Source organism: Caulobacter sp. HJHS_5, assembly GCF_056683955.1.
Map to the genome: position 1 here is coordinate 70,476 of NZ_JBWZNC010000009.1, position 25,854 is coordinate 96,329.

Sequence of the window (25,854 nt, forward strand, 5' to 3'; positions counted from 1 at the left end):
TCCCCTGCTGACGATTTCATGACCCACGCCACCGTCGCCTCCGCCAAGGCCACGCTCCGGCTGGCGGTGCGCAACCGCCGCAAGGCTCTGGTCGCCCGCCATCCGGAAGCCGACTGGATGGCCGCCGAGCTGGGCGTCGCCGCCATCGACGCGAAGTTCGGCCCCGGGGCCGGCAAGGTCGCGGCCCTCTACCGCGCCATGGGCTCGGAGCTGGACCCCATGCCGCTGGGCGAGTTGCTGGCGGCGCGCGGCTGGACCCTGGCCCTGCCGTTCTGCGAGGCGGGCGAGCGGATGACCTTCCGCCGCTGGACCGTCGGCGACGCCATGGGCCACGATGTCGCCGGGCTTCCCGCGCCCGAGCCGCACGCCGAGGCGCTGCGGCCCGACCTGATCGTCTCCCCCCTGCTGGCCTTCGACCGGGCCGGCGGGCGGCTCGGCCAGGGGGCCGGCTGGTACGACCGCGCGCTCGCGGACCTGCGGGCCGTCCACGACGTTTGGGTTGTCGGCCTCGCCTATTCGGGCCAGGAGGTGGCGCGCGTGCCGGCCGAGGACCACGATCAGCGGCTGGACGCCATTCTCACCGAGGCCGGCTACCAGCTGGCCGAGCCCGAGCAGGACTAGATATGCGCTTCGCCTTCTTCGGGGATGTGGTCGGCAAGTCGGGCCGCGACGGCCTGGCCGATCATCTTCCGCGCCTTCGCCGGGACCTCGGCCTGGAATTCGTGATCGTCAACGCCGAGAACGCCGCCGCCGGCTTCGGCATCACCGAGAACACCGCCCGCGAGATTTTCGAGGCCGGCGCCGACTGCCTGACCCTGGGCAACCACAGCTGGGACCAGCGCGAGGCCCTGACCTACATCGTGCGTGAGGAACGGCTGATCCGGCCGGCCAACTATCCGATCCTGTCGGACGCGCCGGGGCGCGGCAGCCATCTCTACCAGACCGAAAACGGCCGCACCGTCTTCGTGGTCAACCTGCTCGGCCGGGTGCACATGGACGCCATGGACGACCCCTTCGCCGCCGCCGACCGCGAGCTGGCCAAGGCGCCCCTGGGCATGGTGGCCGACGCGGTGATCGTCGACATGCATTGCGAGGCGACCAGCGAGAAGATGGCCATGGGCCATTTCTGCGACGGCCGCGCCAGCCTTGTGGTGGGCACCCACACTCACGTTCCGACGGCGGACGCCCAGGTGCTGCCCGGCGGCACCGCCTTCCAATGCGACGCCGGCGCCTGCGCCGACTACGACAGCGTCATCGGCAACCAGAAGGACGAGCCGCTGCGCCGGTTCACCACCAAGATCAGCGGCGGCCGCTATCAGCCGGCTAGCGGCCCGGCGACGGTGTGCGGCGTCTATGTCGAGACCGACGACAGGACGGGCCTCGCCGTCCGCATCGAGCCGATCCGCGTGGGCGGTCGGCTGAAGGAAACGGTTCCGGTCGTCTAACGCGAAATCCTCGTCCTTCGAGGCTCGCGTCGCTCGCACCTCAGGATGAGGATTTCGACTGAAGCGCTGCGGTTACAGTAGTCCTCACCCTGAGGCGCCGCGAAGCGGCCTCGAAGGGCGAGGACGGCAGTCTAGCGCCGGATCAGCACCACCCCGCCGATCACCAGGGCGATGCCGGCCAGGCGGGGCAGGTCGAGGTTGCGCTGGGCGAGGCCGAACAGGCCGAACTGATCGAACAGCACGGCGGCGACCATCTGGCCGGCGACGATACAGGAAATCATGGTCGCCGCCCCCAGCCGGGGCGTCAGCAGGATGGCGGCGGCGATGTAGAGCGCGCCCAACAGGCCGCCGATCCAGCCCCACCACGGAACCTTCGCCATGGCCGCTACCGTCGGCGGCGCATCCCGTGTGGCCGTGACGTAGGCGATCATGCAGACGCTGCCGACCGCGAAGCTGATCAGCCCGGCCCACGCCGGCGAGCCGACGTGGAAGCGCAGCTGGCTGTTGACCGTCGCCTGCAGCACCACGCCCGCCCCGGCCGCGGCGGCCAACAGCATCGGAAACACGAGACGGATCATGCGAGGGCTCCCCTGAGGCGGCGCGATCTTGGCCTGCGTCGCGGGAGCCGTCGACCGGCGCTCTTGACAGCGAAGATTACGCGCGTAATCGTCATGAACTACAAACGTAATCTTTTGGGAGGTTCGCTTATGGTTCGCTTGATTTCCCGTCTCTCGCTCGGCCTCGGCTCCGCCGCCGTCGCCGCATCCGCTCACGCCGCGACGAAGCTGACGCCCGTCGTGGTGTTTCTCGACGCCACCATCCTGATGAAGTTGGTGATGGTGGTGCTCGGCGCCGCCATCCTCGCCGCCATCGCCATCACCGCCCGCAAGCTCAGCCAAGGGCCGCACCTGACGGGCGGGTCGACCTTCCTTTCGTCCCTGCGCCTCGGCGGACCGCTTCTCGGCCTGTTTGGCGCGGGCTACACCGGCCTGAACACCTTCATCGGCATCGCGAACATCAACGAAACCGTGCCCCTGCCTGTGCTCGCCCCCGGCTTCGCCGAAGCCTTCTTCCTCTTCACCCTGGGCCTGACCGCCGGCGTCGTCGCCGTGATCGGCCACGGAATCGTCGAGGCCCGCATCGACCGCGCGGTGCTTCGCTCGTGAACCCTGGGCGCGCGATCCCGGTCACGCCGGCCGAGAGCGAGGTGCTGGCCGCGCTGTGGCGGCGCGGCCCGCTCTCCTACGCCGACCTCATCGACGAGGTGAAGACGGCGCAGGCCTGGGGCGACGCCACCATCAAGACCCTGCTCGGGCGCCTGATGCGCAAGGGCGCGATCCGCTCGGAGAAGCTGGAGGGCCGCCAGCGCTACCGCCCGCTGATCGGCCGCGACGCCTACATCGATGGCGAGGTGCAAGCGCTCGTCGATCGCCTGTTCGGCGGCGACCGTCTTCTGCTCGCCAAACATCTGGCGCAAGCTGGGCCGGACCCCATCTAGGAGGTCCAACCATAGGGAGCGCCCCATGTCCGACGCCATCTACACCGCCCACGCCCACTCCATCGGCGGCCGCGCCGGCACGTCCAAGGGCGACAGCGGCTTTCTCGACGTCAACCTCGCCCTGCCCAAATCGCTAGGCGGCAACGACCAGGGCACCAATCCCGAAGAGCTGTTCGCGGCCGGCTACAGCGCCTGCTTCCTCGGCGCGCTCGGCCTCGTGGCCCGCAATGCCGGTGTGAAGCTCGGCGAGCATTCGCTCGACGCCGAGGTCGACCTGATCAAGGACGACACCAGCTTCCACATCGCCGTCCGCCTGAAGCTGAACGCCCCGGACCTCGACGAGGCGACCGCCCGCGACCTGCTGGAGAAGGCGCACGCCGTGTGCCCCTACTCCAAGGCCACCCGCGGCAACGTCGACGTGACGCTGGAAGTCGCCTAGCGATCCCAAACACTCCGCTCATCCCCGCGCAGGCGGGGGTGAGCGGTATCGAGGGTTTCGCGGCTAGCGCTTCAGCAGCGTCAGCCGCCCGATGTTGAGCTGCTCGACGTCGAGCTCGCGGACGCGGGCCCGCCCCACCTTCAGGCGGCCGATGGCCAGCGCCCCGATGGCGAGAGCGCCGATGGCGAACGCCCCCAAGGCGAGCGCGCCGAGCGCGGCCGCCGGGATCGCGACCGATCCGGACGCGTGGCGCGGCTTGGGCAGCCAATGAACCACCGGCTCGGCGGGGGCCTGGTCCCAATCTATGCTGTCGGTTTCGAAGTCGGCCTGCGTCATGGCGGCGCCTCTCGGGGTTCCTGGCGTCGAACGCGCGCCCATGGCGCAGGTTCCGGCCGACTGGCGTTCGGCCGCCGCCCGCGATAGAAGCGCCGCCACCTCATTTTTCGACCGACACGGGCTCTCGAATGGCCGGCCACTCCAAATTCAAGAACATCATGCACCGCAAGGGCCGCGCCGACGCCGCGCGTTCCAAGCTGTTCTCCAAGCTGTCGCGGGAAATCACCGTGGCGGCCAAGGCGGGCCTGCCCGACCCCAACATGAACCCGCGCCTGCGCCTGGCCGTGGCCAACGCCAAGGCCGAATCGGTGCCGAAGGACGTCATCGACCGCGCCATCAAGAAGTCGCAGATGGGCGACGCGGCCGACTATTCCGAGATCCGCTATGAAGGCGTCGCCCCGGGCGGCGTCGGCGTGATCGTCGAGGTGCTGACCGACAACAAGAACCGCGCCGCCGCGAACGTCCGCTCCATCTTCACCAAGCTGGGCGGCAACATGGGCGCCACCGGCTCGGTGACCTTCAACTTCGACCGTATGGGCCAGGTGATCTACCCGTCCAAGGCGGCCAGCGAAGACGAGATGATGGAGGCCGCCATCGAGGCCGGCGCCGAGGATGTCGAGAGCGACATGGGCGACGGCCGCTACGAGGAGGGCGAAGGCCACTCGATCTACACCGGCTTCGAGGATCTGGGCGAGGTCGCCGCCGCCCTGGAAGCCAGGTTCGGCCCGGCCCAATCGACCAAGACCGTCTGGCGCCCCAAGAGCCTGACCCCGGTCACCGGCGACCAGGCCGTGACGGTGATGAAGCTGCTCGACGCCCTCGACGAGGACGACGACGTGCAGAACGTCTACTCCAACGCTGATATTTCGGACGAAGACGCCGCCGCCTTCGGGGGGTGATCCGCGTTAAGGAGGCGACATGAGCGTTGTCTTCGATCTGATTTTACCGCTGGGCGGGGCCACCGTCGCCGGCCTGGCCATCGGGGCCGAGCGCGAGCATCGCGGCCAGGCCGCGGGCCTGCGCACCCACGCGCTGCTCTGCGTCGGTTGCTGCCTTTTGATGCTGCTCAGCGGGCATGGCGTCGGATGGGTCGGACCTCGTAGCGGGCTCGACCTCGACATCGACCCCGGCCGCGCCGTCCAGGGCGTTCTGGCCGGCATAGGATTTGTCTGCGGCGGAGTGATCTTCCGCAGCGGCGTGTCGATCCACGGGCTCACGACGGCGGCGTCGCTCTGGTGCGTGACGGTGCTCGGAATGGCGTTCGGGGCCGAGCGCTACGGCATTGGCGTCATCGGCACGGTATTGTTGCTCGCGCTGCTCAGCGTCGCGAAATGGGCGGACGCCCACATGCCGAAGACAACGGTGGTGCAGCTGGCGGTGCGTTTTCGTCCGGAAGATTCGCCAGGGCCGGAAGGCCTGCGGCGGATGCTGCATGAGCACCAGCTGAAATGCGAGCGGGTAAGCCACGCCCTGGACGGCGATCCCGCCACCATCGAGCTTTCGACCACCGTCCGCGCGCCTGACGCTCGCAGGGCTGAAGACCTCGGCGAGCGGCTCGCCCACGATCCGCGCGTGGTCAGCTTCACCACCGATCTGCGCCACGGCTGACGCAATCTTCGCCGCCGTTAACCCTTGCCGCCCGGTCTCGTGGCATCTACCGATGGCGAGGAGAACACATGATGAACGCGCCGATTCGCATCCTCGGGCTCGATCCCGGCTTGCGCCGCACCGGTTGGGGCGTGGTGGCGGCCGACGGCGCGCGCCTCTCCTGGGTCGCCCACGGGGTCATCGCCCCGCCGGACACCCTGCCCCTGGCCGAACGGCTGCTGCGCCTGTTCGACGGCATCGCCGAGGTGATCGCCGCCCACGGCCCACATGAGGCGGCCGTGGAAGAGACCTTCGTCACCGCCAACGGCCAGTCGACCCTGAAACTCGGCCAGGCCCGCGCCATGGCCATGGTCGCGCCGGCCCGCGCCGGCCTTCCGGTGGCCGAATACGCCGCCCGCTACGTCAAGAAGGCCATCGTCGGGGCCGGCGGGGCCGACAAGGATCAGATCGCCTTCATGATCGCCCGCCTGCTGCCGGCCGCCGTCAATGCAAAGGGGGCCGGCCCGACCGCCGACGCCGCGGACGCCCTGGCCATCGCCATCACCCACGCCCATGCGCGGTCGGTCAAAAGGCTCGTGGCGTGATTGGAAGACTGCGCGGCGCCGTCGGCGAGGTCGGCGAGGAAGAGGCCCTGATCGACGTCATGGGCGTGGGCTATGTCGTGCGCTGCGGCGCGCGCACCCTCTCGCGCCTGCCGGCGCTCGGCGAGGAAACCCTGCTGCACATCGAAAGCCAGTGGAGCGAGAGCCAGGGCCTGCGCCTCTACGGCTTTTCCACCCGCGACGAACGCCGCGCCTTCGTGGCGCTGCAGGCCATCCAGGGCGTCGGCCCCAAGGCGGCGATGGCCGTGCTCGACGTCCTGCCCCCGGCCGAACTGGCCGCCGCCGTGGCCCGCGACGACAAGGCCGCCATCGGCCGCGCCAACGGCGTGGGGCCGAAGCTGGCCGCCCGCATCGCCCAGGAGCTCAAGGACAAGCCGCTCAGCGACACGCCGTTCGCGCCCGGCGCCCTCTCGGCCTCCGAAGCGCCCGCCGCCCCGCCGCCCTCGATCGCCGGCGAGGCCGTGGTCGCTCTGATGGGCCTGGGCGTCGCCGAGGCCCTGGCCCGCCGCCACGTCGAGGCCGCGCTCGCCCGTCTCGGTGAGGAGGTCTCGATCTCCAGCCTGATCAAGGCCGCCCTGCAGGAGATCGGGCGGTGACCCGCATCGTCTCGCCCGACGCCGAGCCCGCCGAAGGTTTCGACCGCGCCCTGCGGCCCCAGACCCTCGCCGAGTTCGTCGGCCAGGGGGCGGTGAAGGCCAACCTCAAGGTGTTCATCGACGCGGCGCGCGATCGCGGCGAGCCGCTGGATCACGTGCTGCTGTTCGGCCCGCCCGGGCTCGGCAAGACCACCCTGGCGCAGATTGTCGCCCGCGAACTGGGGGTGAACTTCCGCTCGACCAGCGGCCCCGTGCTGGCCAAGGCCGGCGACCTGGCGGCGATCCTGACCAATCTCGAACCGCGCGACGTGCTGTTCATCGACGAGATCCACCGCCTCCCGGCCAACGTCGAGGAAATCCTCTATCCGGCCATGGAGGATTTCGTGCTGGACCTGATGATCGGCGAGGGGCCGAGCGCCCGCTCGGTGCGCATCGACCTGGCGCCCTTCACCCTGGTGGCCGCCACCACCCGCGCGGGCCTGCTGGCCACGCCCCTGCGCGACCGCTTCGGCATTCCGCTGCGCCTGGAATTCTATTCCCCGCGGGAGCTGCAGGCCGTGCTGCTGGGCGCCGCCCGCAAGATGGGCGCGCCCCTGAGCGAGGACGGGGCGCTGGAGATCGCCGGCCGGGCCCGGGGCACCCCGCGCGTCGCCGGCCGCCTGCTGCGCCGGGTGCGCGACTTCGCCGCCGCCGAGGGGGCCGTTGTGATCGACCGCGCCGTCGCCGGCCGTTCCCTGGCCCGGCTGGAGGTCGACGAAGCCGGACTCGACAGCCTGGACCGTCGTTATCTGCGCGCCCTGATCGAGAACTACGCCGGCGGCCCCGCCGGGGTGGAGACCCTGGCCTACGCCATCGCCGAGGCGCGCGACGCCGTCGAGGACGTGATCGAGCCCTTCCTGATGCAGCAGGGCTTCATCCAGCGCACCCCGCGCGGCCGCGTCGCCTGCGCCCGCGCCTACGAGCACCTGGGCCTGACCGCTCCGGCCGCGCCCAAGACTCCGAGCGGCGATCTCTTCGACTGAGCTGGCCGATGGGGGTGGAACACATCCGCCGACGCCCGCTAAGGAAGGCCATGCTCCGCACTCCCTTCGAGATCGCCGCGTGAAAACCCGCGTCACCGCCCGTCTGCTGCTGACCAGCCCCGCCGGTCGTCTGGCGCTGATGCGCGTACCGGGGTTCGGAGGCGGCTCGGTGTGGGTGACCTTCGGCGGGCGGTTGGAGCCGGGCGAGACCCCGGAAGACTGCGCGGCGCGCGAAGGCGTCGAGGAAACCGGCCGAAGCGACATCGCCCTGGGCGCGGCGATCCACGTGCGCGACGTGGTCATCACCATCGAGGGCGAGGACACCGCCCTGACCGAGACCTTCTTCATCGCCCGGGCGCCGGACGAGGCGATCAGCGACGAAGGCTGGACCGAGGAAGAAAAGGCCAAGATCGAAGCGGTGCGCTGGTGGAGCCTCGAGGAGCTGCGCGCCACCGACGAGATCGTGCGGCCGCGCAACCTGCCCGACCTGCTGGTCAGGGCGCTGGAGGCCCAGGCGTGACCGCCGCGCCGGCCCCCACCTCGGGTGTCTTCGACGGCCGCGACCATCTGCTGCCGGTGCGGGTCTACTACGAGGACACCGATTTCTCCGGCGTGGTCTATCACGCCAACTACGTCCGCTATTTCGAGCGCGGCCGCAGCGACTTCCTGCGGCTGGCCGGCGTATCGCACGCCGACCTGTTCGCCGGCGAAACGCCCCTGGCCTTCGCGGTGACCCGCATGGAGATCGATTTCTCCCGCGCCGCGACGATCGACGACGCCCTGGTGGTCCGGACCCGATTCATCGCGGTGAAAGGTCCCCGCTTCATCATCGATCAGACCATCCTACGCGGCGGCGACGCCATCGCCCGCGCGGCGGTGCAGGTGGCCCTGATCGGGGGCGGACGGCCGAGAAAGCCGACGCCGGCCCTTGTCGAACGGCTCCGGCCCTGGTTTTTCCAGGACGATTCCGACGGCGCCCCGCAACCGGCGCCATAGTTTCATCATTCCGCCGGCCTATGCCACAAGGCGGATATCCTTAACCGACGAACGGAGCCCGCTTGCTCATGGACCCCGCCGCCGCCTCTCCCGAGAGCTTCTCCTTCCTCCACCTGTTCCTGCAGGCCGACTGGGTCGTGAAGGGGGTGATGATCGGCCTCGGCTTCGCGTCCCTGTGGTCGTGGGCGGTGATCATCGACAAGACCGTGCGCTTCACCGGCCTGAACCGCGAGGCCGACCGCTTCGAGCAGGCCGTCGGCGGCGGCCGCTCGCTGGAGGAGGTCGCCAACGAGGCCGGCACCGCCGCACGCCACCCCCTGCCCCGCATGCTGCAGGCCGCCCTGCGCGAATGGCGCGACGTGCGCGCCAAGGGCCAGGTCGGCGACAGCCAGGCCGCCTTCCTGATCCAGCGCGTCGACCGCGTGCTTGATTCGATGATCGCCCGCGAGAGTTCGAAGGTGGAGGACGGTCTCGGCAGCCTGGCCATCGTGGCCACCGCCTCGCCGTTCATCGGCCTGTTCGGCACCGTCTGGGGCATCATGCACGCCTTCCAGAACATCGCCATCCAGAAGAACACCTCGCTGGCCGTGGTCGCCCCGTCGATCGCCGAAGCCCTGTTCGCCACCGCCATCGGCCTGATCGCCGCCATCCCGGCCTACATCGCCTACAACAAGTTCTCGACCGACGCCGGCAAGTTCGCCGGCCGTCTGGAGGGCTTCGCCGACGACCTTTCCACCGCCATTCAACGGCGCGTGGCGGACAAGGCGTAAGGGCATGGCGCTTTCGGCCAACGACGCCTTCTCGGCGGGCAAGCGACGCGGGCGACGCCGCCGCGGACGCGGCGCCCTGTCCGAAATCAACGTCACCCCGCTCGTCGACGTGATGCTGGTGCTGCTGATCATTTTCATGATCTCCGCGCCGCTGCTGACCGCCGGGGTGCCCATCGAGCTGCCCAAGACCGAGGCCGGCGCCCTGCAGGACCAGAACGAGCCCCTGACCCTGAGCATCCGCAAGGATGGCGCGATCTTCATCGGCGAGGAGGAGATCGCGTTCTCCGCCCTGGCGTCGCAGGTGAAGTTGCGGTCGAACGACGCCAGCGAGAAGCCGATCTTCGTGCGGGCCGATGGCCAGGCGCCCTACGCCATAGTCGCCCAGGTCATGGCCTCGCTGTCGACCTCGGGCTTTTCCAAGATCAACCTGATCACCGACACCGGCGGCCCTTCCTCCGGCGCCGCGCCTGAAGATTCCGGGCAGCAGGATCAGGGGCAGGCGCTGAACTGATGGCGTTCGCGCGCCCCGATACCCGGGCGAGGAAGATGTCGCCCGCCTTTGTCGGCTCGGTGCTGCTGCACGTCGCCGTGGCGGTCGCCCTGGTCGTTCCCTGGCCATGGCGCAAGCCGATCGTCATCGGCTCGGTCGTGCCGGTGACCATCGTCGCGGAAGGCCCGGCCAACGTACGGCCGGCCGAGCAGGCGCCGCAGGATCAGATGGCCCTGGCGGAAGAGCCCGTGCCCGAGGCGCCGCCGGAGCCTACGCCGCCCCCGCCCGCACCGGCCCCGCCGCCGCCCACTCCGACGCCCAAGCCCCCGACGCCGACGCCGAAGGCCGCGCCCGCCCCCAGGCCCAAGCCGGCGCCGCCCGCGCCGCAGCAGACCTTCGACTTCGACAGCCTGCAGAAGAGCATCACGCGCAGCCGTGCGCGCAATCCATCCCCGCCCCGCCCCAGCCCGGCCGCGCGCGGCGCCGCCCAGGCGGAGACGGCGGTCAACGCCCGCCCGGCTATCGGCGCCGCGACGGCGCTGTCAGCCACGGCGCTCAACGGCCTGGCCTCCGAGCTGCAGCGCCGCTGGAATCCCAATTGCGAGGTCGAGGGCGGTGGCGCGGTGATCGTCCGCGTCGGCTTCCGCCTGGGCAATGGGGGCGTCCTGGTCGGCGATCCCTCGCTGCAGGGCGTGACCGGGGCCGACCCGCAACAGAACCGCATTTCCGCCGAACGGGCCCTGCGCGCCGTGCGCCAGGCCGCGCCGTTCGAAAGTCTTCCTTCAGACCTTTTTGGCCAGTCGATCGTTGTGACGTTCGACGCCAAACAGGCGTGCTCCACGAGGTGACCCGAATGATGTTCCGCGCCGTTCTCGCCGCAGTCGCTTTGGTCTTCGCCGGTCTCGTGGCCGCCCCCGAGGCGCGCGCGCAGATCGAGGTCAACGTCAACCAGGGCGCCGTCGCTCCCCTGCCGATCGCCGTGCCGGCTTTCGGCGGCCAGCAGCGCGGGCCGGACATCGCCAAGGTAATCTCCGACAACCTCGAGCGTTCGGGCCTGTTCGCCCCCGTGCCGCCGGCCCGGTTCACCGAGACCGCCCTCGACGTTAATGTGCAGCCGCGCTTTCCGGCCTGGAAGGGCACCGGCGCCCAAGCCCTGGTCAACGGCCAGGTGACGGTCGAGGCCGACGGCCGGCTGCGCGTCGATTTCCGCCTGTGGGACGTGTTCTCCGAGCAGCAGCTGCTCGGCCTGCAGTTCACCTCCACCCCGGAGAACTGGCGCCGCGTGGCCCACAAGATCAGCGACGCCGTCTATGAGCGACTGACCGGCGAAAAGGGCTATTTCGACACCCGCGTGGTGTTCGTGGCCGAGAGCGGCGGCCGCGTCGGCCGCACCAAGCGCCTGGCGATCATGGACCAGGATGGGGCCAACCCCTCCTACCTGACCGACGGCTCCTACATCGTCATGACCCCGCGGTTCTCCTCGACCAGTCAGGAGATCACCTACATGGCGCTGCGCCCGAGCGGCGCCTCGATCTATCTGTTCAACATCGAGACCGGCCGTCAGGAAAGCCTGGGCAACTACCCGGGCATGGTGTTCGCCCCGCGCTTCTCGCCGGACGGCCGCCGCGTGGCGTTCTCGGTCTCGCGGGCCGGCAACAGCGACATCTATGTGATGGACCTGCGCAGCCGCGCCTCCAGCCGCATCACCACCGACCCCTCGATCGACACCTCGCCGTCGTTCTCGCCGGACGGCTCGCAGATCGTGTTCAATTCCGACCGCGGCGGCGCCCCCCAACTCTATGTGATGAACGCCGACGGCTCGAACGTGCGCCGCATCTCGTTCGGCGGCGGGCGCTACACCACCCCGGTCTGGTCGCCGCGCGGCGACTACATCGCCTTCACCAAACAGACCGGCAACGAGTTCCACATCGGCGTCATGCGCGCCGACGGCTCGGAGGAACGCCTGCTGACCACCAGCTTCCTCGATGAGGGCCCCACCTGGGCGCCGAACGGCCGGGTGCTGATGTTCTTCCGGGAAGCCAACGGCGGCGGCCCGCGGCTGTGGACGGTCGACGTCACCGGCCGCATCCTGCGCCCCGCCCCCTATGCGGGCTCGGGTTCCGACCCGGCCTGGTCGCCGCTGCTCGACTAAAGGCTGCAACCAAAGTCGAGCTTGCACGTTGCAGGCCCGACAGGGAGCGCTTGGAGGGCCCCCCAGAACGAAATCAACCGCCGCCTCACGGCGGCGATGACCTTATTGTGAGGTCAAGTTGAGGTTTTTTGTCGCGTGCTGAGCGCCAAGCTTCAGTATGCGTGACATGAGTTTGAGACGCATCCAGGAGCAGAGCCTATGAGCTTCGACACCAAGCGCGCCGTTAGACTGGCGTTGATCGCGGCAGCCGCCGCTTCCCTCGCCGCCTGCGCCTCCCGGCCGAAGCCCGAGCCCGCGGCGCCCCCGCCGCCGCCCGCCCCCGCGCCGGCTCCGGCGCCCGCCCCGACCCCGGCTCCCCCGCCGCCGCCGGTGGCCCAGGGCATCCTGCCGGGCTCGATGCAGGACTTCACCGTCAACGTGGGCGACCGCGTCTACTTCGACACCGACAGCTACTCGATCCGCGCCGACGCCCAGCCGGTGCTCGCCGCCCAGGCCGCTTGGCTGTCGCGCTATCCGCAGGTGACCATCCGCATCGAAGGCAACGCCGACGAACGCGGCACCCGCGAATACAACCTGGCCCTCGGCGACCGCCGCGCCAACTCCGTGCGCGACTTCCTGACCGCGCGCGGCGTCGCCGCCAGCCGCATCGAGACCATCTCGTACGGCAAGGAAAAGCCGATCGACGGCGGTTCGGGCGAAGACGCCTGGGCCAAGAACCGTAACGCCGGCACCGCCATCACCGGCGGCGCTCGCTAAGCTCGGTTCGCCGAACCCGTGAATGAGGGGGCCGGGCTCACGCTCGCGCCCCCTTTTTCAATTCTGGGCCCCCACGCTCCATGGAGGCCATGATTTCGACGCCGCACGTTCAGAGACTGCCCCCATGAAAGTCCGCCTGCTCGCCGCCTCCGCCTTCGCCGCCGTCCTCGCGACGGGAACCCTGGCGACCGCCGTCGCCCCGGCCTTCGCCCAGACGCCGATCATTGACGACCCGCTGGACGACCGCTCCAAGCGGCGCCTCGACAATATGGAAAAGGTGATGCGCGAGCTGCGCGCCGTGGTCTTCCAGGGCCGCGACACCGGCAAGCCCGTGGTCGTGCAGCCGGCCGAGACCGACCAGCTGATCTTCAGCCTCAGCCAGCGGATCGACGACCTGGAGCAGTCGCTGCGGCGCTCGAACGGCGACAACGAGGTCGTCACCCGCGACCTCGCCCAGGCCCGCAGCGACCTGAACGCCTCGCGCCAACGCGCCGACAGCCTCGAACAACGCCTGGCGGTGCTGGAGAAGAAGGCCGCCGACATGGAGGCCGCCGCTGCCGCCGTCCCGACCGACGGGCTGCCTTTGAGCCCCGGCCTGCCGATGGCCGGCCCGGTCAACGCCCCGCCGCCGGCGACGACCAACGCCGCCGACACCTTCGCCAACGCCCGCCGGCTGCTCAATGAGGGCGATACGGCCGGCGCCGAGGCCGGCTTCGCCGACTATGTGTCGCGCTTCGGCGACACCCCCCGCGCGGCCGAGGCCCGCTATTGGCTGGGCAAGACCCTGACCGCCCGCCGCGCCTACGCCGACGCTGCCGACAGCTACCTGGCCGCGGTGCGCGGCTGGCCGCAGACCGCCTGGGCGCCGGACGCCCTGGTCGAGCTGTCCCGCAGCCTGCTGTCGCTCGGCAACAGCGCCGGCGCCTGCCAGACCCTGGCCGAACTGCCCCGGCGTTATCCCAAAGCGCCGTCCGCGATCGCCGGCCGGGCGGCGACCACCCGCAACCAGGCCAAGTGTTCGGCCTGACGAACCACGGCGCGGTCGAGGCCGCGGCTCGCGCCGCCTTCGACCGGCGCCTCGATCCCGCCGCCCCGGGTCCCCTGGCGGTCGGGTTCTCCGGCGGCGGCGACAGCCTGGCGCTGCTGATCCTGACCCTCGCCTGGGCGCGCGCCCATCGCCGCCCGGTGCTGGCCCTGACCGTCGACCACCAGCTGCAGCCTGTCAGCGCCGCCTGGACAGCCTCGGCCATCGCCACCGCCCGCCGCCTGGGGGCCGAGGCCCGCGCCCTGGCCTGGGAGGGCCCGAAGCCCGCCGCCGGCCTGCCCGCCGCGGCGCGCGACGCCCGGCACCGCCTGCTGGCCGAGGCGGCCCGCGCGGCGGGCGCGGAAGTCCTGCTGCTCGGCCACACGGCCGACGACCGCGCCGAGGCCGCCGCCATGCGCGCCGAAGGCTCCAGCGTCGGCGACCCGCGCGAGTGGTCGCCCTCGCCCGTCTGGCCGCAAGGACGCGGCGTCTTCCTGCTGCGCCCGCTGCTGGGCGTTTCCCGCGCCGACCTGCGGACCGTCCTGCGCAAGCGCGGCGAAAGCTGGCTCGACGATCCGGCCAACGACGATCCCAGGTTTGCGCGGGCGCGGGCGCGCCTCTCCCTTCCCCCTGTTGAAGGGGGAAGGGCTGGGGATGGGGGTGCAGACTTTCCGAAGATGGCTTTGCCGTCGGCGACGCCGCGCGCCCCCCACCCCTGCCCCCTCCCCCTCGAGGGGGGAGGGATTCGGCTTGAGCGCCCATCCCTCACCCCCGCCACGCTCGCCGCCGCCTGCCTCTGCGCCGCCGGTCACGACCGGCCGCCGCGTCGGCGCGAGGTCGAGGCCCTGGCCGCCCGCCTCGCCGAAGGCGGCCCGGTCGTCGCGACCCTGGCCGGCGCCCGCATCGAGGCCGACGAAGCCGAGGTGCGCGTCGCCCGCGAGCCCGGCCGCCAGGGCCTGCCCGAAACCCGGCTGCTCCCCGGCGGCGTCACGGTCTGGGATGGCCGTTTCGAGATCGCCGCCGATCGCCCAGGCCTCGCCGTGCGCGGCCTGGGCGGCCTGGCCGCGCGCCTGCCGCCCGAGCAGCGCGCCGCCCTGGCCCGCGTTCCCGCCTTCGCCCGCGCCGCCCTGCCCGCCGTCATCGACGCCGATGGCGCCGTGACTTGCCCGATCCTTGCAGATCGTTCAGGGGTGCGGATCGCCTGCCTCGTAACCGAACGCTTCGCCGCCGCTTGCGGCCTGGTGACGCGCGAACGCGATGGCGGCGATCGGGCGCGTGGCGAAATGAAGCGCGAAGGCCTATCTTGTCCGGGCGTAGTTTGAGCGGAAGGCCGGAATCGGCATGAACCTGAAGAACCTTGCGATCTGGGGCGTCGTCGTTTTCGTCCTGATCGGTGTCTACACCATGTTCACCCAGGGCTCCCGGCCGGGCGGCTCGGGCGGCGAGCTGAGCTATTCCCAGCTCCTGCGCCGGATCGACAACGGCGAGATCAAACAGGCCGTGATCCATGGCTCGGTGGTCGAGGCCCGCGGCTCGGACGGCAAGGCCTTCCAGGTCATGGCGCCGGAGAATTCCGACGACCTCGTCAAGCGCCTGGAGGCGCGCGGCGCCGACATCCAGTTCAAGCAGCCGGGCGGCCTGTCGCTGGTCGGCATCATCCTGAACATGCTGCCGATCCTGCTGCTGATCGGCGTCTGGGTGTTCTTCATGCGCCAGATGCAGGGCGGCACGAAGGGCGCCATGGGCTTCGGCAAGTCCAAGGCCCGCCTGCTGACCGAGAACAAGAACCGCGTCACCTTCGAGGACGTGGCCGGCGTCGACGAAGCCAAGGAAGAGCTCAACGAGATCGTCGACTTCCTGAAGGACCCGTCGAAGTTCCAGCGCCTGGGCGGCAAGATCCCGAAGGGCGCCCTGCTGATCGGCCCGCCCGGCACCGGTAAGACCCTGATCGCCCGCGCCGTCGCCGGCGAGGCGGGCGTGCCGTTCTTCACCATCTCCGGCTCGGACTTCGTCGAGATGTTCGTCGGCGTCGGCGCCAGCCGGGTGCGCGACATGTTCGAGCAGGCCAAGAAGAACGCCCCCTGCATCATCTTCATCGACGAAATCGACGCCGTCGGCCGCCATCGCGGCGCCGGCCTCGGCGGCGGCAACGACGAGCGCGAGCAGACCCTCAACCAGCTGCTGGTCGAGATGGACGGCTTCGAGGCCAACGAAGGCATCATCCTGATCGCCGCCACCAACCGCCCGGACGTGCTGGACCCGGCGCTGCTGCGCCCCGGCCGCTTCGACCGCCAGGTCGTGGTCCCGAACCCGGACGTCTCGGGCCGCGAGAAGATCCTGCGCGTGCACATGCGCAACGTGCCGCTGTCGGCCGACGTCGAGGTCAAGACCCTGGCCCGCGGCACCCCCGGTTTCTCGGGCGCCGACCTGGCCAATCTGGTCAACGAAGCGGCCCTGATGGCCGCCCGCAAGAACCGCCGCATGGTCACCATGCACGACTTCGAGCAGGCCAAGGACAAGGTGATGATGGGCGCCGAGCGCCGCAGCCTCGCCATGAACGAGGAAGAAAAGCGCCTGACCGCCTATCACGAGGGCGGCCACGCCATCGTGGCGCTGAACGTCCCGGCCGCCGACCCCGTCCACAAGGCGACCATCGTGCCGCGCGGCCGCGCCCTCGGCATGGTGATGCAGCTGCCGGAAGGCGACCGCTACTCGATGAAGTACCAGCAGATGACCAGCCGCCTGGCCATCATGATGGGAGGCCGCGTGGCCGAGGAGCTGATCTTCGGCAAGGAGAACATCACCTCGGGCGCCAGCTCGGACATCAAGGCCGCGACGGACCTGGCCCGCAACATGGTCACCCGCTGGGGCTATTCCGACAGCCTGGGCACCGTGGCCTACGGCGACAATCAGGACGAGGTGTTCCTCGGCCACTCGGTGGCACGCACCCAGAACGTCTCGGAAGAGACCGCCCGCCTGATCGACGCCGAGGTCCGCCGCCTGGTCGACGCCGGCCTGGAGGACGCCCGCCGCATCCTCACCGAGAAACTGGAGCACCTGCACATCCTGGCGCGCAACCTGCTCGAGTACGAAACCCTCTCGGGCGAGGAGATCGTCAATGTGATCGCCGGCGTGCCGCCGGTGCGCGACGAGCCGGAGGAGAAGAAGCCGAGCGGCCCCGCCGTCGCCGTGCCGATCTCGCCGCGCCCGGAGCAGCCGGCCACGGCCTGACACCTTCCCTTCCCCGCTTCCCTCGGGCTCGTCCCGAGGGCCTCTGTTTCCGCCGCCCGAGCCTCGCAGGTTCGGGCGGCGGTTTCGTTTGGGCCTGTTCCTGCGGCGCATTGCGGCCGATAGAGAGGCCCTCGGGACGAGCCCGAGGGAGGCGATGATCTTGAACGCTGCGCCCAAGGTCATGGGCATCGTCAATGTGACGCCCGACAGCTTCTCGGACGGCGGGCGGTTTCTCGCGCCCGAGGCCGCCCTGGCCCACGCCCGCCGACTGATCGCGGAAGGCGCCGACCTTCTCGATATCGGCGGCGAGTCGACCCGGCCCGGCGCCGAGCCGGTCGGCGAGGCGGAGGAGATCGACCGCGTCGTCCCGCTGATCGCGGCCATCCGCGCCGAGAGCCCGGTGGTGATCTCCGTCGACACCATGAAGCCGGCCGTGGCCCGCGCCGCGGTGTCGGCCGGCGCGAGCCTCTGGAACGACGTAACCGGCCTCGGCTTCGCTCCCGACGCCCCGGCGACAGCCGCCGAGCTCGGCTGCGACGTCTGCCTGATGCACATGCGCGGCGAGCCGCGCACCATGCAGGACGACCCGCGCTACGACGACGTGGTCGCCGAGGTCGAAGCCTTCCTGCTGGCCCGCGCCGCCGCCGCCGAGGCGGCCGGCGTGGCGCGCGAGCGCATCGTGCTCGACCCCGGTCTCGGCTTCGGCAAGACCACCACGCACAACCTGGCCCTCTTGGCCGCGACGCCGCGCCTCGCCGGCCACGGCTACCGCCTGCTGGTCGGCGCCAGCCGCAAGCGCTTCATCGGCGCCCTGGATCCCGGCGCCGCTCCGGACGAGCGGCTCGGCGGTTCCATCGCCGCCGCCCTGATCGCCGCCCAGGGCGGGGCGTCGATCCTGCGGGTGCATGACGTGCGGGCGACGCGGCAGGCCCTCGCGGTGTGGCGGGCGGCCGTCTAAGACAGGGCCATGACGAATTCCTCAGCAAAGGGCCGGGTGCTGATTCTGGCCGGGTCCGATTCCGGCGGCGGCGCGGGCATCCAGGCCGACGTCAAGGCCGTCACCGCGCTGGGCGGCTATGCGGCCACGGCGATCACCGCCATCACCGTGCAGAACACCCTGGGCGTCAGCGACGTCTTCCCGATCCCGCCGGCCATCGTCGTCGCCCAGGCGCGGGCGGTGCTCGACGACATCGGCGCCGACGCCTTCAAGACCGGCATGCTCGGCGACGCGGCCATGGTCACGGCGGTGGCCGAGGTGCTGGCGGGCGCGCCGGCCATCCCCGCCGTGGTCGATCCGGTGATGATCGCCAAGGGCGGCGCGCCCCTGTTGGCCGCCGAGGCCATCTCGGCGGTGAAGCGCCTGATGATCCCCAACGCCGCCCTCCTGACCCCCAACGCCCCCGAGGCGGCGGCCCTCACCGGCTTCGACGTCGAGACCGTGGACGACCTGCGCCGCGCCGGCGAGGCCCTGCTGGCGCTCGGCGCGAGGGCCGTGCTGATGAAGGGCGGGCATCTGGAAGGGCGGCGCGTCGTCGACCTGCTGCTGACCGCCGATGGCGAGACCCAATTCGAAGCCGACCGCATGGACACCCGCCATACCCATGGCACCGGCTGCACGCTGGCCTCGGCCTGCGCCGCCGGCCTTGCCCAGGGCCTCGGCCTCGTCGAGGCGGTCGCTCGCGCCTGGGCCTATGTGCAGGAAGCCATGGCCCGCGCGCCCGGCTTCGGCGCCGGCCACGGCCCGCTCGACCACGGCTGGCCGCTGCGGGGGAAGGCATGAGCGACGGCCGCCTGACCGAGCTCGACGACATCCTCGGCCGCACGCCCGGCCTGAGCGGCGTGCTCGACCGCGCCGCCGCCCTCGGCCTGCCGGACTGGATGCTGTTTTCCGGCGCGATCTACCAGCCGGTCTGGAACGCCCTGACCGGCCGGCCGCTCGATCATGGGCTGAAGGACTACGATCTCGCCTATTTCGATGGGTCGGACCTCAGCTACGAGGCGGAGGACGTGGTCATCAAACGCGTCGCCGCGTCCCTGCCGCCACCACTCGACGTGATGGTCGAGGTCCGCAACCAGGCGCGGGTGCACCTGTGGTTCGAGCAGCATTTCGGGGAGCCCTACGCTCCGCTGTCTTGCAGCGCGGAGGCGCTCGACCGCTTCCTGGCCCCGGCCTTCGCCATCGCTGTCCGCCGCGAAGGCTCCACCAATCTTTACGCCGCGCCCTTCGGACTCGACGACCTGTTCGCCCTGCGCCTGCGCCCCAACCCCAATCGCCCGCGCGGCAAGGGCTGGGAGAAGGTCGTCGCCGGGGTGAAGGCGCGGTGGCCGGAAGTCACCGTCGAGGCCTGAACGCGAAAACGCCCCGACGCGGGGTCGGGGCGTTCGCCGTGTGCGCCGGCAGGGGGGACGGGAAGCCGGCGCTCAGAGGTGTGGCGTCCGAAGACGCGAGAGGTTTAGCGGCGGCCGTAGCCGTAACCGTAGTTACGATCGCGGCGCTCGATGCGGATCTGGGCGCTGAGGCGGTCGAAGCGACGGTCGAGGTCGTTGCGCTCCCAGGCGTTCAGGCCGCCGCGACGATAGTTGCTTTCCAGACGGACAAGCTGCCTGAACTCGCCGCGCAGGCGCATGGCTTCCGGACGGCTCAGCGAGCCGTTGCGCGCGCCCATGTCGATCCGGCGATCGAGGTTGGCCTGGCGCTGGTTGATCGAGGCCCAGGGCTGGGCCAGGGCGGGAACGGTCGTGGCCGCCAGGGCCGACACCGCGACGATCGGAATCAGGATCTTTTTCATGGTCGGGTTCCTCTTGCACACGCCATCACTGCGACGACGACGGGTGTAGGAAACACCTTCGAGCCTGAAATGGTTCTGAGCCGGCCGTTGTCTGGGGTTCAGATTCGCGATCTTCCGCCGCGGGCGAGCGGCCTCAGGCCGCCAGGGTCGCCCGGCCGGCGACGGCCCGCAGGATCGCCGCGTGCAGCTTGGCCAGCTCGACCGGCTTGGCCACGTGATCGTCCATGCCGGCGGCCAGGAACGAGGCCACCTGGTGCGACATGGCGTCGGCGGTCACCGCCAGGATCGGGGTGCGGCGCCGGCCGCCGGCGGCCTCCTCGGCGCGGATCTGTCGGGTCGCGTCCACGCCGTCCATCACCGGCATGTGGATGTCCATGAGGATGGCGTCGAAATCGCCGCTACGCCACGCCTCGACCGCCTGCCGCCCATCGTCGACCATGTGCAGGTCCGGCTGGAGGGGCGTCAGCAGGGCGGCGAGCACTTTCTGGTTGGTCGGATTGTCGTCCGCCGCCAGCAGGCGCAGGCGACGCGAACGGGCGGGCTCCTCGACGGTGTCCGCCGCGTTGACCGCGCGCCCGTGCTTCAGCGGCAGCTGCAGGGTGAAGGCCGAGCCGACCCCTTCACGGCTATCGACGGTGACGACGCCGCCCATCAGCAAGGCCAGTTCACGGCAGATCGCCAGGCCCAGGCCCGTGCCGCCGAAGCGGCGCGTGGTCGTGGCGTCGGCCTGCACGAACTTGTCGAACAGGCTCGGAAGGGCGCTCGAGGGAATGCCGATCCCGGTGTCGCGCACCACCAGCTTCAGCCCGCCGGCGACGGCGGAGAAACGGGCGTGCACCGCGCCCTCGGCGGTGAACTTCACGGCGTTGGACAAGAGGTTGTTGAGGATCTGGCGGAGGCGATCGGCGTCGCCATGCCAGACGCCGAGCGCCGCCGGCTCGACCTCGACCGTCATGGCCAGGCCCTTCTCGGCGGCCGGGCCGGCGAAGGTCTGGCGCGCCCCCTCCGCCAGGGCGGCGAGGTCGAAATCGCTCTGGACGATATCCAGCTTGCCGGCCTCGATCTTCGAAAGGTCGAGCACGTCGTTGAGAATGGCCAGCAGGCCCTGACCCGACTGGCGGATGACCTCGACGCGCTGACGCTGCACAGGCGAAAGATCGCCCATGGCCACCACCTCGGCCATGCCCAGCACGCCGTTCAGTGGCGTGCGGATTTCATGGCTCATATTGGCCAGGAACTGCGACTTCAGCACGCTGGCCGCGTCGGCGGCGTCGCGCGCCTTGACCAGCTCGGCCATGGCGGCGCGCAAATCCTGGTCGTTGGCGTCCAGTTGCTTCAGCAGATGATTGAAGGCGCCGGTGAGGCGCTCGATCATCGGATCGTCGGCGCTGACCGGAACGGGGTTGAAGCGGCCGGAGCGCGCCACCTCGCCGATGCCGTCGGTCAGGCGCTGGATCGGCTCGACCACCTTGCGGGCGAGGCTGCGGCCGAGAAACAGCGCCAGGCCGGCCGAGGCGAAGAACAGCGCGCAGCCCAGCAGCATGCCGCGGATCAGAATGGCGTTCAGGCGCGGCGGGTCGGCCACCAGGGTCAGTTCGCCCACCTGGCGGCCGTTCATCGTCATCGGCGCCGTCGAGGTCTTGGATGCGGGGCGCGCCGCGCGCCCCTTCACTTCAGGCTCGCGGTATTCGGCCAGAACGGTCCCGTCGCGACCGACAAGCCGCGCGCTTCGGACGTGGGCGGTCTCCATCACCCGGGTGAAGGCCATTTTCATGGTGGGGCTGTTGGACCCGGCGGCGACGGAGGGGGCCAGGCCGGCGGCGATCGCCTCCGTCAGGGTGGCCTGGGCGTGCTCGGCGTCCTGCCGGGCCTCGGCCCATTGCACGGCGACGAAGCTGACGCAGGCGGCCAGCAGCACGGCCAGGGCGGTGACCAGGGCCGCGCTGGCGATGCGGGTCTGCAGCGACGCCTGGGAGGTCGGAGCCGCCCCCGCAATATGCCTGCCTCTGCCGTGCATGCGCCCGTTTTCGTTCCCCGGATGGGGATCGACCATGCCGCAGTCCTTTTAAGAATTTGCTTCCGGGTGCGACAGAACGGCCCAACACATAAATTTACGTTTGCTTAAGGTTAAGTTTTGATTAAGGTTTGAAGGCGTCACACACACCGCTGGAGGGTGTCATGGAAAAAGCCTTCGTCGTTAAGCAAGTCGCCAAGAAGTTGATCGACACCGAGCGTTCGCTCGACGCCACCCTGGTGGAAGCGTCCGAGCTGATGGCCGGTCTCATCAAGGCCCGTCGCGACCTCAACCTGTCGGCCGTCTTCGGCGACGCCGCCGCCGCCAAGCTCATCGAAGCCATCTCGGCGCTCGGCGAAGCCCGCACCGCCATGGTCGGCTGCCACGCCGAACTGAACGACGCCCGCCTGCGCCTCGGCGTCCGCACCACCATGGTCGGCATCGAAGAAAAGCCGCCGGAAGTCGCCCCCGCCAAGGACTCGCACCTGCGGGAAGTTGGCTGATCGACAATCTGTCGATGATTTAACGCGCTTGCGCCTCTAATTTCGGTTAGAGGCGCAAGTTATGCCAACGTCGCTGCTTTCGCAGATATCTTGGATTGCCCTGGTCGCCATATTCGCTCTCGCCGTGTGGCGAGGTGAGTGGCCGGAACGGTTTGGCGCGGCCTTCTCCATTGCTGGCGCTCTCGTCGCCTTACTGATCCACGACCTCACTTCACCTGACATCGCGCCACTTCTACTGCTGGCCGCCGATGCGGCCCTTGCGGGCGGCTTCCTTTTCCTCGCCGTGCGTTACGCCAGCCTCTGGCTCGGGGCGGCGATGATCCTGCAGGCCGGCCAGTTCGCCCTGCACGCCATCTACACCGCCAGCGAACTCGCCCCCGACCGCCGCTACGCCGTCATCAACAATCTGATCACCCTCGGAATCTTCCTGGTGATCCTGCTCGCCACGCTGGCGCGCTGGATGGGCCGTCGCGCGCGCCAGGCGGCGGAGGCGGCCGAGCCTTCGCGCGACGCCTGAATCCCACCGACCGACGGTCTCCGAAAAAGGCGCTTGTCTTTCGACCGGGAAACGGGTCTCTACGCGGCGGGCCACGCCCTCCCAACGGGGCGCTGCTCATCTGCAAGGATGGGAGACATCGCAGTGACTGACCAAAAGCCGACCCCGGCTATGCGCCCCGCGCGCCCCGAGTTCTCTTCCGGCCCGTGCGCCAAGCGCCCCGGATGGACCCCCGAAAATCTGAGCACCGCCGTCCTCGGCCGCTCGCACCGCTCCAAGCTCGGCAAGGGCCGGCTGAAGGACGCCATCGATCGCACGCGTGAAGTGCTGGGCGTTCCGGCCGACTATCTGATCGGCATCGTGCCCGGTTCGGACACCGGCGCCATGGAGATGGCCATGTGGTCGCTGCTGGGCCAGCGCCCGGTGCAACTGCTCGCCTTCGAATCGTTCGGCAAGGACTGGGTCACCGACGTGACCAAGCAGCTGAAGCTGGCCGACGTCGAAGTGCTCGACGCCCCCTACGGCAAGCTGCCGGACACCTCGAAGGTTCGCGCCGACGCCGACATCATCTTCACCTGGAACGGCACCACCTCGGGCGTCCGCGTCCCGAACGCCGACTTCATCGCCGCCGACCGCGAAGGCCTGACGATCTGCGACGCCACCAGCGCCGCCTTCGCCCAGGACCTCGACTGGGCCAAGCTCGATGTCGTCACCTTCTCCTGGCAGAAGGCCCTCGGCGGTGAAGCCGCCCACGGCGTGCTGATCCTGTCGCCCCGCGCGGTCGCCCGCCTGGAGAGCTACACCCCGGCCTGGCCGATGCCGAAGCTGTTCCGCATGACTAAAGGCGGCAAGATCTCGGCCGATATCTTCGAGGGCGCGACGATCAACACCCCGTCGATGCTCTGCGTCGAGGACTACCTGGACGCCCTGCGCTGGGCGACCTCGATCGGCGGCCTCGCCGAGCTGAAGGCCCGCGCCGACCGCAATGTCGGCGCCCTGGCCGACTGGGTCGCCAAGACCGACTGGGTCGATTTCCTGGCCGAAAGCGCCGAGATTCGCTCCAACACCTCCGTCTGCCTCAAGGTGGTCGATCCCAAGGTGACTGGCCTCTCGGCCGACGCCCAGGCCGACTTCGCCAAGAAGCTGGCGGCCAAGCTCGAGAAGGAAGGCGTCGCCCTCGACGTCGGCGGCTATCGCGACGCCCCTCCGGGCCTGCGCATCTGGTGCGGCGCGACGGTCGAGGTTTCCGACGTCGAAGCCTTGACGCCGTGGCTGGACTGGGCCTTCGCCCAGGTCTCCGCCGAACTGCAAGCCGCCTGATCTTCTTCCCTCCCCCTCGAAGGGGGAGGGATCGAGGGTGGGGGTGACTACGGCGTCAACCAACGCACGGCCTCCCACTCAGCATCACCCCCATCCCTGCCCTTCCCCCTTCGAGGGGGAAGGGTTCAGAAGGAACCAAGCCCCATGGCCCCCCGCGTTCTCATCGCCGACAAACTGAGCCCCGCCGCCGTCGCCATCTTCAAGGATCGCGGCGTCGAAACCGACACCAAGACCGGCCTGACCAAGGACGAGCTGATCGCCGTGATTGGCGACTATGACGGCATCGCCATCCGTTCGGGCGCCAAGCTCGACAAGGACGTGATCGCCGCCGCCGGTAAGCTGCAGGTCATCGCCCGCGCCGGCATCGGCGTGGACAACGTCGACATCCCCGCCGCCACGGCCAAGGGGATCATCGTGATGAACACCCCGTTCGGCAACTCGATCACCACCGCCGAGCACGCCATCGCCATGATGTTCGCCGTCGCCCGCCAGGTGCCCGCCGCCGACGCCTCGACCCAGGCCGGCAAGTGGGAGAAGAACCGTTTCATGGGCGTGGAGCTCTACGCCAAGACCCTCGGCCTGATCGGCGCCGGCAACATCGGCGGCATCGTGGCCGACCGCGCCCGCGGCCTGAAGATGAAGGTCGTGGCCTACGACCCCTTCCTGTCGCCGGAACGCGCCGTGGAAATGGGCGTCGAGAAGGTCGAGCTCGACGAGCTGCTGGCCCGCGCCGACTTCATCACCCTGCACACCCCGCTGACCGACAAGACCCGCAACATCCTGTCGGCCGAGGCCCTGGCCAAGACCAAGAAGGGCGTGATCATCGTCAACTGCGCCCGCGGCGGCTTGGTCGACGAGGCGGCCCTGCGCAAGCTGCTGGACGAGGGCCACGTGGCCGGCGCCGGCTTCGACGTGTTCTCGGCCGAGCCGGCCAAGGAGAACCCGCTGTTCGGTTCGGACAAGGTGGTCGCCACCCCGCACCTGGGCGCCAGCACCAACGAAGCCCAGGAGAACGTGGCCCTGCAGGTGGCCGAGCAGATCAGCGACTACCTGCTGACCGGCGCGGTGACCAATGCCCTCAACAGCCCGTCGGTGACCGCCGAGGAAGCCCCGCGCCTGAAGCCCTTCGTGGCCCTGGCCGAGAAGCTGGGCGCCTTCGCCGGCCAGATGGTCGACTTCGGCATCAAGGCCATCGACATCGCCTATGAGGGCGCGGTCAGCGGCCTGAACGTGAAGCCGCTGTCGGCGGCCGCCCTGTCGGGCGTGCTGCGCCCGATGCTGGCCGAGATCAACATGGTCTCCGCCCCGGCCGTGGCCAAGGAACGCGGCATCGTCGTCTCGGAAAGCCGCCAGGACGACAGCCCGGTCTATGACAGCCTGATGCGCATCACCATCACCACCGAGAAGGGCAAGCGCGCCTTCGCCGGCACCGTGATCGGCGGCCAGCCGCGCATCGTCGAAGTGAAGGGCATGGAGCTGGACGCGGCCTTCTCGCCGGCCATGCTCTACGTCAACAACCTCGACAAGCCGGGCTTCATCGGCGCCCTCGGCGCCGCCCTGGGCACCGCGGGCGTCAACATCGCCACCTTCAACCTCGGCCGCGTCGACGCGGGCGAGGACGCCATCGCCCTGGTCGGCGTCGACCAGGCGCCGCACGAGGCCCTGCTCGCCGACATCGCCGGCCTGCCGCACGTGAAGGAAGTCCGGGCGCTGAAGTTCTGATCCGCCTCGTTCCCGACGAGGCCGAAAGCCCCTCCCTCGCGGGAG

The 25,854-nt window shown here is 70.2% G+C and carries 31 protein-coding genes; 27 read left to right on the forward strand and 4 right to left on the reverse strand.

What is annotated here, in order from left to right; translation table 11 throughout:
* The first annotated feature begins 18 nt into the window (after positions 1–18).
* Positions 19–621 carry a 5-formyltetrahydrofolate cyclo-ligase gene (locus ACFLIT_RS17355; RefSeq protein ID WP_479912521.1) on the forward strand — a complete coding sequence of 201 codons (603 nt, stop codon included), beginning with the start codon at positions 19–21 and terminating at the stop codon, positions 619–621.
* 2 nt (positions 622–623) lie between these two features.
* Positions 624–1,445: a TIGR00282 family metallophosphoesterase gene (locus tag ACFLIT_RS17360; RefSeq protein WP_479912522.1), complete on the forward strand. Its 822-nt coding sequence runs from the start codon at positions 624–626 to the stop codon at positions 1,443–1,445.
* 131 nt (positions 1,446–1,576) lie between these two features.
* On the opposite strand, the gene ACFLIT_RS17365 is transcribed toward ACFLIT_RS17360, so the two are convergent.
* Positions 1,577–2,023, reverse strand: coding sequence for a DMT family transporter (locus ACFLIT_RS17365; RefSeq protein WP_479912523.1), 447 nt, complete (start codon positions 2,021–2,023; stop codon positions 1,577–1,579).
* A gap of 129 nt (positions 2,024–2,152) precedes the next feature.
* Between ACFLIT_RS17365 and ACFLIT_RS17370 the strand changes: the two genes are divergently transcribed.
* Genes ACFLIT_RS17370 through ACFLIT_RS17380 form a run of 3 tightly spaced genes read left to right on the forward strand, consistent with a single transcriptional unit; the run spans position 2,153 to position 3,382 of the window.
* The gene (locus ACFLIT_RS17370) at positions 2,153–2,611 is read left to right on the forward strand and encodes a MotA/TolQ/ExbB proton channel family protein (RefSeq protein WP_479912524.1); all 459 of its coding nucleotides are present in this window, start codon (positions 2,153–2,155) and stop codon (positions 2,609–2,611) included.
* Positions 2,608–2,943, forward strand: coding sequence for a BlaI/MecI/CopY family transcriptional regulator (locus tag ACFLIT_RS17375; RefSeq protein WP_479912525.1), 336 nt, complete (start codon positions 2,608–2,610; stop codon positions 2,941–2,943). Before ACFLIT_RS17370 ends, ACFLIT_RS17375 begins: the two co-directional genes overlap by 4 nt.
* 25 nt (positions 2,944–2,968) lie before the next feature.
* Positions 2,969–3,382, forward strand: coding sequence for an organic hydroperoxide resistance protein (locus tag ACFLIT_RS17380; RefSeq protein WP_479912526.1), 414 nt, complete (start codon positions 2,969–2,971; stop codon positions 3,380–3,382).
* Positions 3,383–3,445: 63 nt separating this feature from the next.
* Here the strand turns inward: ACFLIT_RS17380 and ACFLIT_RS17385 are convergent, their stop codons facing one another.
* The gene (locus ACFLIT_RS17385; protein ID WP_479912527.1) at positions 3,446–3,718 is read right to left on the reverse strand and encodes a hypothetical protein; all 273 of its coding nucleotides are present in this window, start codon (positions 3,716–3,718) and stop codon (positions 3,446–3,448) included.
* Between the two features lie 128 nt (positions 3,719–3,846).
* Between ACFLIT_RS17385 and ACFLIT_RS17390 the strand changes: the two genes are divergently transcribed.
* From ACFLIT_RS17390 to ACFLIT_RS17475, 18 genes are all read left to right on the forward strand, one after another.
* Positions 3,847–4,617, forward strand: coding sequence for a YebC/PmpR family DNA-binding transcriptional regulator (locus tag ACFLIT_RS17390; RefSeq protein WP_479912528.1), 771 nt, complete (start codon positions 3,847–3,849; stop codon positions 4,615–4,617).
* Positions 4,618–4,636: 19 nt separating this feature from the next.
* Complete coding sequence (locus ACFLIT_RS17395) at positions 4,637–5,326, forward strand: MgtC/SapB family protein (RefSeq protein WP_479912529.1); 690 nt, start codon at positions 4,637–4,639, stop codon at positions 5,324–5,326.
* 68 nt (positions 5,327–5,394) lie between these two features.
* Entirely contained in the window at positions 5,395–5,910 is a 516-nt protein-coding gene (gene ruvC / locus ACFLIT_RS17400; RefSeq protein WP_479912530.1) for a crossover junction endodeoxyribonuclease RuvC, read from the forward strand.
* Positions 5,907–6,524 (forward strand): Holliday junction branch migration protein RuvA, encoded by a 618-nt coding sequence (ruvA, locus tag ACFLIT_RS17405; RefSeq protein WP_479912531.1) that lies wholly within the window; start codon positions 5,907–5,909, stop codon positions 6,522–6,524. Before ruvC ends, ruvA begins: the two co-directional genes overlap by 4 nt.
* Complete coding sequence (gene ruvB / locus ACFLIT_RS17410) at positions 6,521–7,546, forward strand: Holliday junction branch migration DNA helicase RuvB (RefSeq protein ID WP_479912532.1); 1,026 nt, start codon at positions 6,521–6,523, stop codon at positions 7,544–7,546. The genes ruvA and ruvB overlap by 4 nt, the downstream gene beginning before the upstream one ends.
* A gap of 79 nt (positions 7,547–7,625) precedes the next feature.
* On the forward strand, positions 7,626–8,066 hold the full coding sequence (locus tag ACFLIT_RS17415; RefSeq protein ID WP_479912533.1) for an NUDIX hydrolase: 441 nt from the start codon (positions 7,626–7,628) through the stop codon (positions 8,064–8,066).
* Positions 8,063–8,542, forward strand: coding sequence for a YbgC/FadM family acyl-CoA thioesterase (locus ACFLIT_RS17420; protein ID WP_479912534.1), 480 nt, complete (start codon positions 8,063–8,065; stop codon positions 8,540–8,542). The genes ACFLIT_RS17415 and ACFLIT_RS17420 overlap by 4 nt, the downstream gene beginning before the upstream one ends.
* Positions 8,543–8,610: 68 nt before the next feature.
* Positions 8,611–9,312 (forward strand): protein TolQ, encoded by a 702-nt coding sequence (tolQ, locus tag ACFLIT_RS17425; protein ID WP_479912535.1) that lies wholly within the window; start codon positions 8,611–8,613, stop codon positions 9,310–9,312.
* 4 nt (positions 9,313–9,316) lie between these two features.
* Positions 9,317–9,823, forward strand: a complete 507-nt coding sequence (locus ACFLIT_RS17430; RefSeq protein ID WP_479912536.1) for an ExbD/TolR family protein — start codon at positions 9,317–9,319, stop codon at positions 9,821–9,823.
* A 35-nt stretch (positions 9,824–9,858) separates the two neighbouring features.
* Complete coding sequence (locus ACFLIT_RS17435) at positions 9,859–10,650, forward strand: energy transducer TonB (protein ID WP_479912537.1); 792 nt, start codon at positions 9,859–9,861, stop codon at positions 10,648–10,650.
* 5 nt (positions 10,651–10,655) lie between these two features.
* Complete coding sequence (gene tolB / locus ACFLIT_RS17440; RefSeq protein ID WP_479912599.1) at positions 10,656–11,954, forward strand: Tol-Pal system beta propeller repeat protein TolB; 1,299 nt, start codon at positions 10,656–10,658, stop codon at positions 11,952–11,954.
* Between the two features lie 198 nt (positions 11,955–12,152).
* A complete protein-coding gene (gene pal, locus ACFLIT_RS17445) occupies positions 12,153–12,710 on the forward strand; it encodes a peptidoglycan-associated lipoprotein Pal (RefSeq protein ID WP_479912538.1) in 558 nt (185 codons plus the stop codon).
* A gap of 124 nt (positions 12,711–12,834) precedes the next feature.
* Complete coding sequence (gene ybgF, locus ACFLIT_RS17450; RefSeq protein WP_479912539.1) at positions 12,835–13,737, forward strand: tol-pal system protein YbgF; 903 nt, start codon at positions 12,835–12,837, stop codon at positions 13,735–13,737.
* A complete protein-coding gene (gene tilS, locus ACFLIT_RS17455) occupies positions 13,734–15,056 on the forward strand; it encodes a tRNA lysidine(34) synthetase TilS (protein WP_479912600.1) in 1,323 nt (440 codons plus the stop codon). Before ybgF ends, tilS begins: the two co-directional genes overlap by 4 nt.
* 19 nt (positions 15,057–15,075) lie before the next feature.
* Positions 15,076–16,965, forward strand: coding sequence for an ATP-dependent zinc metalloprotease FtsH (ftsH, locus tag ACFLIT_RS17460; protein ID WP_479912540.1), 1,890 nt, complete (start codon positions 15,076–15,078; stop codon positions 16,963–16,965).
* Positions 16,966–17,119: 154 nt separating this feature from the next.
* Positions 17,120–17,923 carry a dihydropteroate synthase gene (gene folP / locus ACFLIT_RS17465; RefSeq protein WP_479912541.1) on the forward strand — a complete coding sequence of 268 codons (804 nt, stop codon included), beginning with the start codon at positions 17,120–17,122 and terminating at the stop codon, positions 17,921–17,923.
* Positions 17,924–17,932: 9 nt separating this feature from the next.
* Positions 17,933–18,745, forward strand: coding sequence for a bifunctional hydroxymethylpyrimidine kinase/phosphomethylpyrimidine kinase (gene thiD, locus ACFLIT_RS17470; protein WP_479912542.1), 813 nt, complete (start codon positions 17,933–17,935; stop codon positions 18,743–18,745).
* A complete protein-coding gene (locus ACFLIT_RS17475) occupies positions 18,742–19,314 on the forward strand; it encodes a nucleotidyltransferase family protein (RefSeq protein WP_479912543.1) in 573 nt (190 codons plus the stop codon). The genes thiD and ACFLIT_RS17475 overlap by 4 nt, the downstream gene beginning before the upstream one ends.
* A 104-nt stretch (positions 19,315–19,418) precedes the next feature.
* Here the strand turns inward: ACFLIT_RS17475 and ACFLIT_RS17480 are convergent, their stop codons facing one another.
* A complete protein-coding gene (locus tag ACFLIT_RS17480; protein ID WP_479912544.1) occupies positions 19,419–19,754 on the reverse strand; it encodes a hypothetical protein in 336 nt (111 codons plus the stop codon).
* A 133-nt stretch (positions 19,755–19,887) separates the two neighbouring features.
* Positions 19,888–21,807, reverse strand: coding sequence for an ATP-binding protein (locus ACFLIT_RS17485; RefSeq protein ID WP_479912545.1), 1,920 nt, complete (start codon positions 21,805–21,807; stop codon positions 19,888–19,890).
* Between the two features lie 125 nt (positions 21,808–21,932).
* On the opposite strand from ACFLIT_RS17485, the gene ACFLIT_RS17490 reads away from it, so the two are divergent.
* From ACFLIT_RS17490 to serA, 4 genes are all read left to right on the forward strand, one after another.
* On the forward strand, positions 21,933–22,271 hold the full coding sequence (locus ACFLIT_RS17490; RefSeq protein ID WP_479912546.1) for a hypothetical protein: 339 nt from the start codon (positions 21,933–21,935) through the stop codon (positions 22,269–22,271).
* A 283-nt stretch (positions 22,272–22,554) separates the two neighbouring features.
* Positions 22,555–22,788, forward strand: a complete 234-nt coding sequence (locus ACFLIT_RS17495) for a hypothetical protein (RefSeq protein ID WP_479912547.1) — start codon at positions 22,555–22,557, stop codon at positions 22,786–22,788.
* Between the two features lie 108 nt (positions 22,789–22,896).
* Positions 22,897–24,087, forward strand: a complete 1,191-nt coding sequence (locus tag ACFLIT_RS17500; RefSeq protein WP_479912548.1) for a phosphoserine transaminase — start codon at positions 22,897–22,899, stop codon at positions 24,085–24,087.
* A gap of 144 nt (positions 24,088–24,231) precedes the next feature.
* Positions 24,232–25,809, forward strand: a complete 1,578-nt coding sequence (gene serA / locus ACFLIT_RS17505) for a phosphoglycerate dehydrogenase (protein ID WP_479912549.1) — start codon at positions 24,232–24,234, stop codon at positions 25,807–25,809.
* The last annotated feature ends 45 nt before the right edge of the window (positions 25,810–25,854 follow it).

Coding starts and splice junctions, on each gene's coding strand:
- ACFLIT_RS17355 (WP_479912521.1), top strand. CDS start 19: ATGACCCACGCCACCGTCGCCTCCGCCAAGGCCACGCTCCGGCTGGCG.
- ACFLIT_RS17360 (WP_479912522.1), top strand. CDS start 624: ATGCGCTTCGCCTTCTTCGGGGATGTGGTCGGCAAGTCGGGCCGCGAC.
- ACFLIT_RS17365 (WP_479912523.1), bottom strand. CDS start 2,023: ATGATCCGTCTCGTGTTTCCGATGCTGTTGGCCGCCGCGGCCGGGGCG.
- ACFLIT_RS17370 (WP_479912524.1), top strand. CDS start 2,153: ATGGTTCGCTTGATTTCCCGTCTCTCGCTCGGCCTCGGCTCCGCCGCC.
- ACFLIT_RS17380 (WP_479912526.1), top strand. CDS start 2,969: ATGTCCGACGCCATCTACACCGCCCACGCCCACTCCATCGGCGGCCGC.
- ACFLIT_RS17385 (WP_479912527.1), bottom strand. CDS start 3,718: ATGACGCAGGCCGACTTCGAAACCGACAGCATAGATTGGGACCAGGCC.
- ACFLIT_RS17390 (WP_479912528.1), top strand. CDS start 3,847: ATGGCCGGCCACTCCAAATTCAAGAACATCATGCACCGCAAGGGCCGC.
- ACFLIT_RS17395 (WP_479912529.1), top strand. CDS start 4,637: ATGAGCGTTGTCTTCGATCTGATTTTACCGCTGGGCGGGGCCACCGTC.
- ruvC (WP_479912530.1), top strand. CDS start 5,395: ATGATGAACGCGCCGATTCGCATCCTCGGGCTCGATCCCGGCTTGCGC.
- tolQ (WP_479912535.1), top strand. CDS start 8,611: ATGGACCCCGCCGCCGCCTCTCCCGAGAGCTTCTCCTTCCTCCACCTG.
- ACFLIT_RS17430 (WP_479912536.1), top strand. CDS start 9,317: ATGGCGCTTTCGGCCAACGACGCCTTCTCGGCGGGCAAGCGACGCGGG.
- ACFLIT_RS17435 (WP_479912537.1), top strand. CDS start 9,859: ATGTCGCCCGCCTTTGTCGGCTCGGTGCTGCTGCACGTCGCCGTGGCG.
- tolB (WP_479912599.1), top strand. CDS start 10,656: ATGATGTTCCGCGCCGTTCTCGCCGCAGTCGCTTTGGTCTTCGCCGGT.
- pal (WP_479912538.1), top strand. CDS start 12,153: ATGAGCTTCGACACCAAGCGCGCCGTTAGACTGGCGTTGATCGCGGCA.
- ybgF (WP_479912539.1), top strand. CDS start 12,835: ATGAAAGTCCGCCTGCTCGCCGCCTCCGCCTTCGCCGCCGTCCTCGCG.
- ftsH (WP_479912540.1), top strand. CDS start 15,076: ATGAACCTGAAGAACCTTGCGATCTGGGGCGTCGTCGTTTTCGTCCTG.
- folP (WP_479912541.1), top strand. CDS start 17,120: ATGATCTTGAACGCTGCGCCCAAGGTCATGGGCATCGTCAATGTGACG.
- thiD (WP_479912542.1), top strand. CDS start 17,933: ATGACGAATTCCTCAGCAAAGGGCCGGGTGCTGATTCTGGCCGGGTCC.
- ACFLIT_RS17475 (WP_479912543.1), top strand. CDS start 18,742: ATGAGCGACGGCCGCCTGACCGAGCTCGACGACATCCTCGGCCGCACG.
- ACFLIT_RS17480 (WP_479912544.1), bottom strand. CDS start 19,754: ATGAAAAAGATCCTGATTCCGATCGTCGCGGTGTCGGCCCTGGCGGCC.
- ACFLIT_RS17485 (WP_479912545.1), bottom strand. CDS start 21,807: ATGGTCGATCCCCATCCGGGGAACGAAAACGGGCGCATGCACGGCAGA.
- ACFLIT_RS17490 (WP_479912546.1), top strand. CDS start 21,933: ATGGAAAAAGCCTTCGTCGTTAAGCAAGTCGCCAAGAAGTTGATCGAC.
- ACFLIT_RS17500 (WP_479912548.1), top strand. CDS start 22,897: ATGGGAGACATCGCAGTGACTGACCAAAAGCCGACCCCGGCTATGCGC.
- serA (WP_479912549.1), top strand. CDS start 24,232: ATGGCCCCCCGCGTTCTCATCGCCGACAAACTGAGCCCCGCCGCCGTC.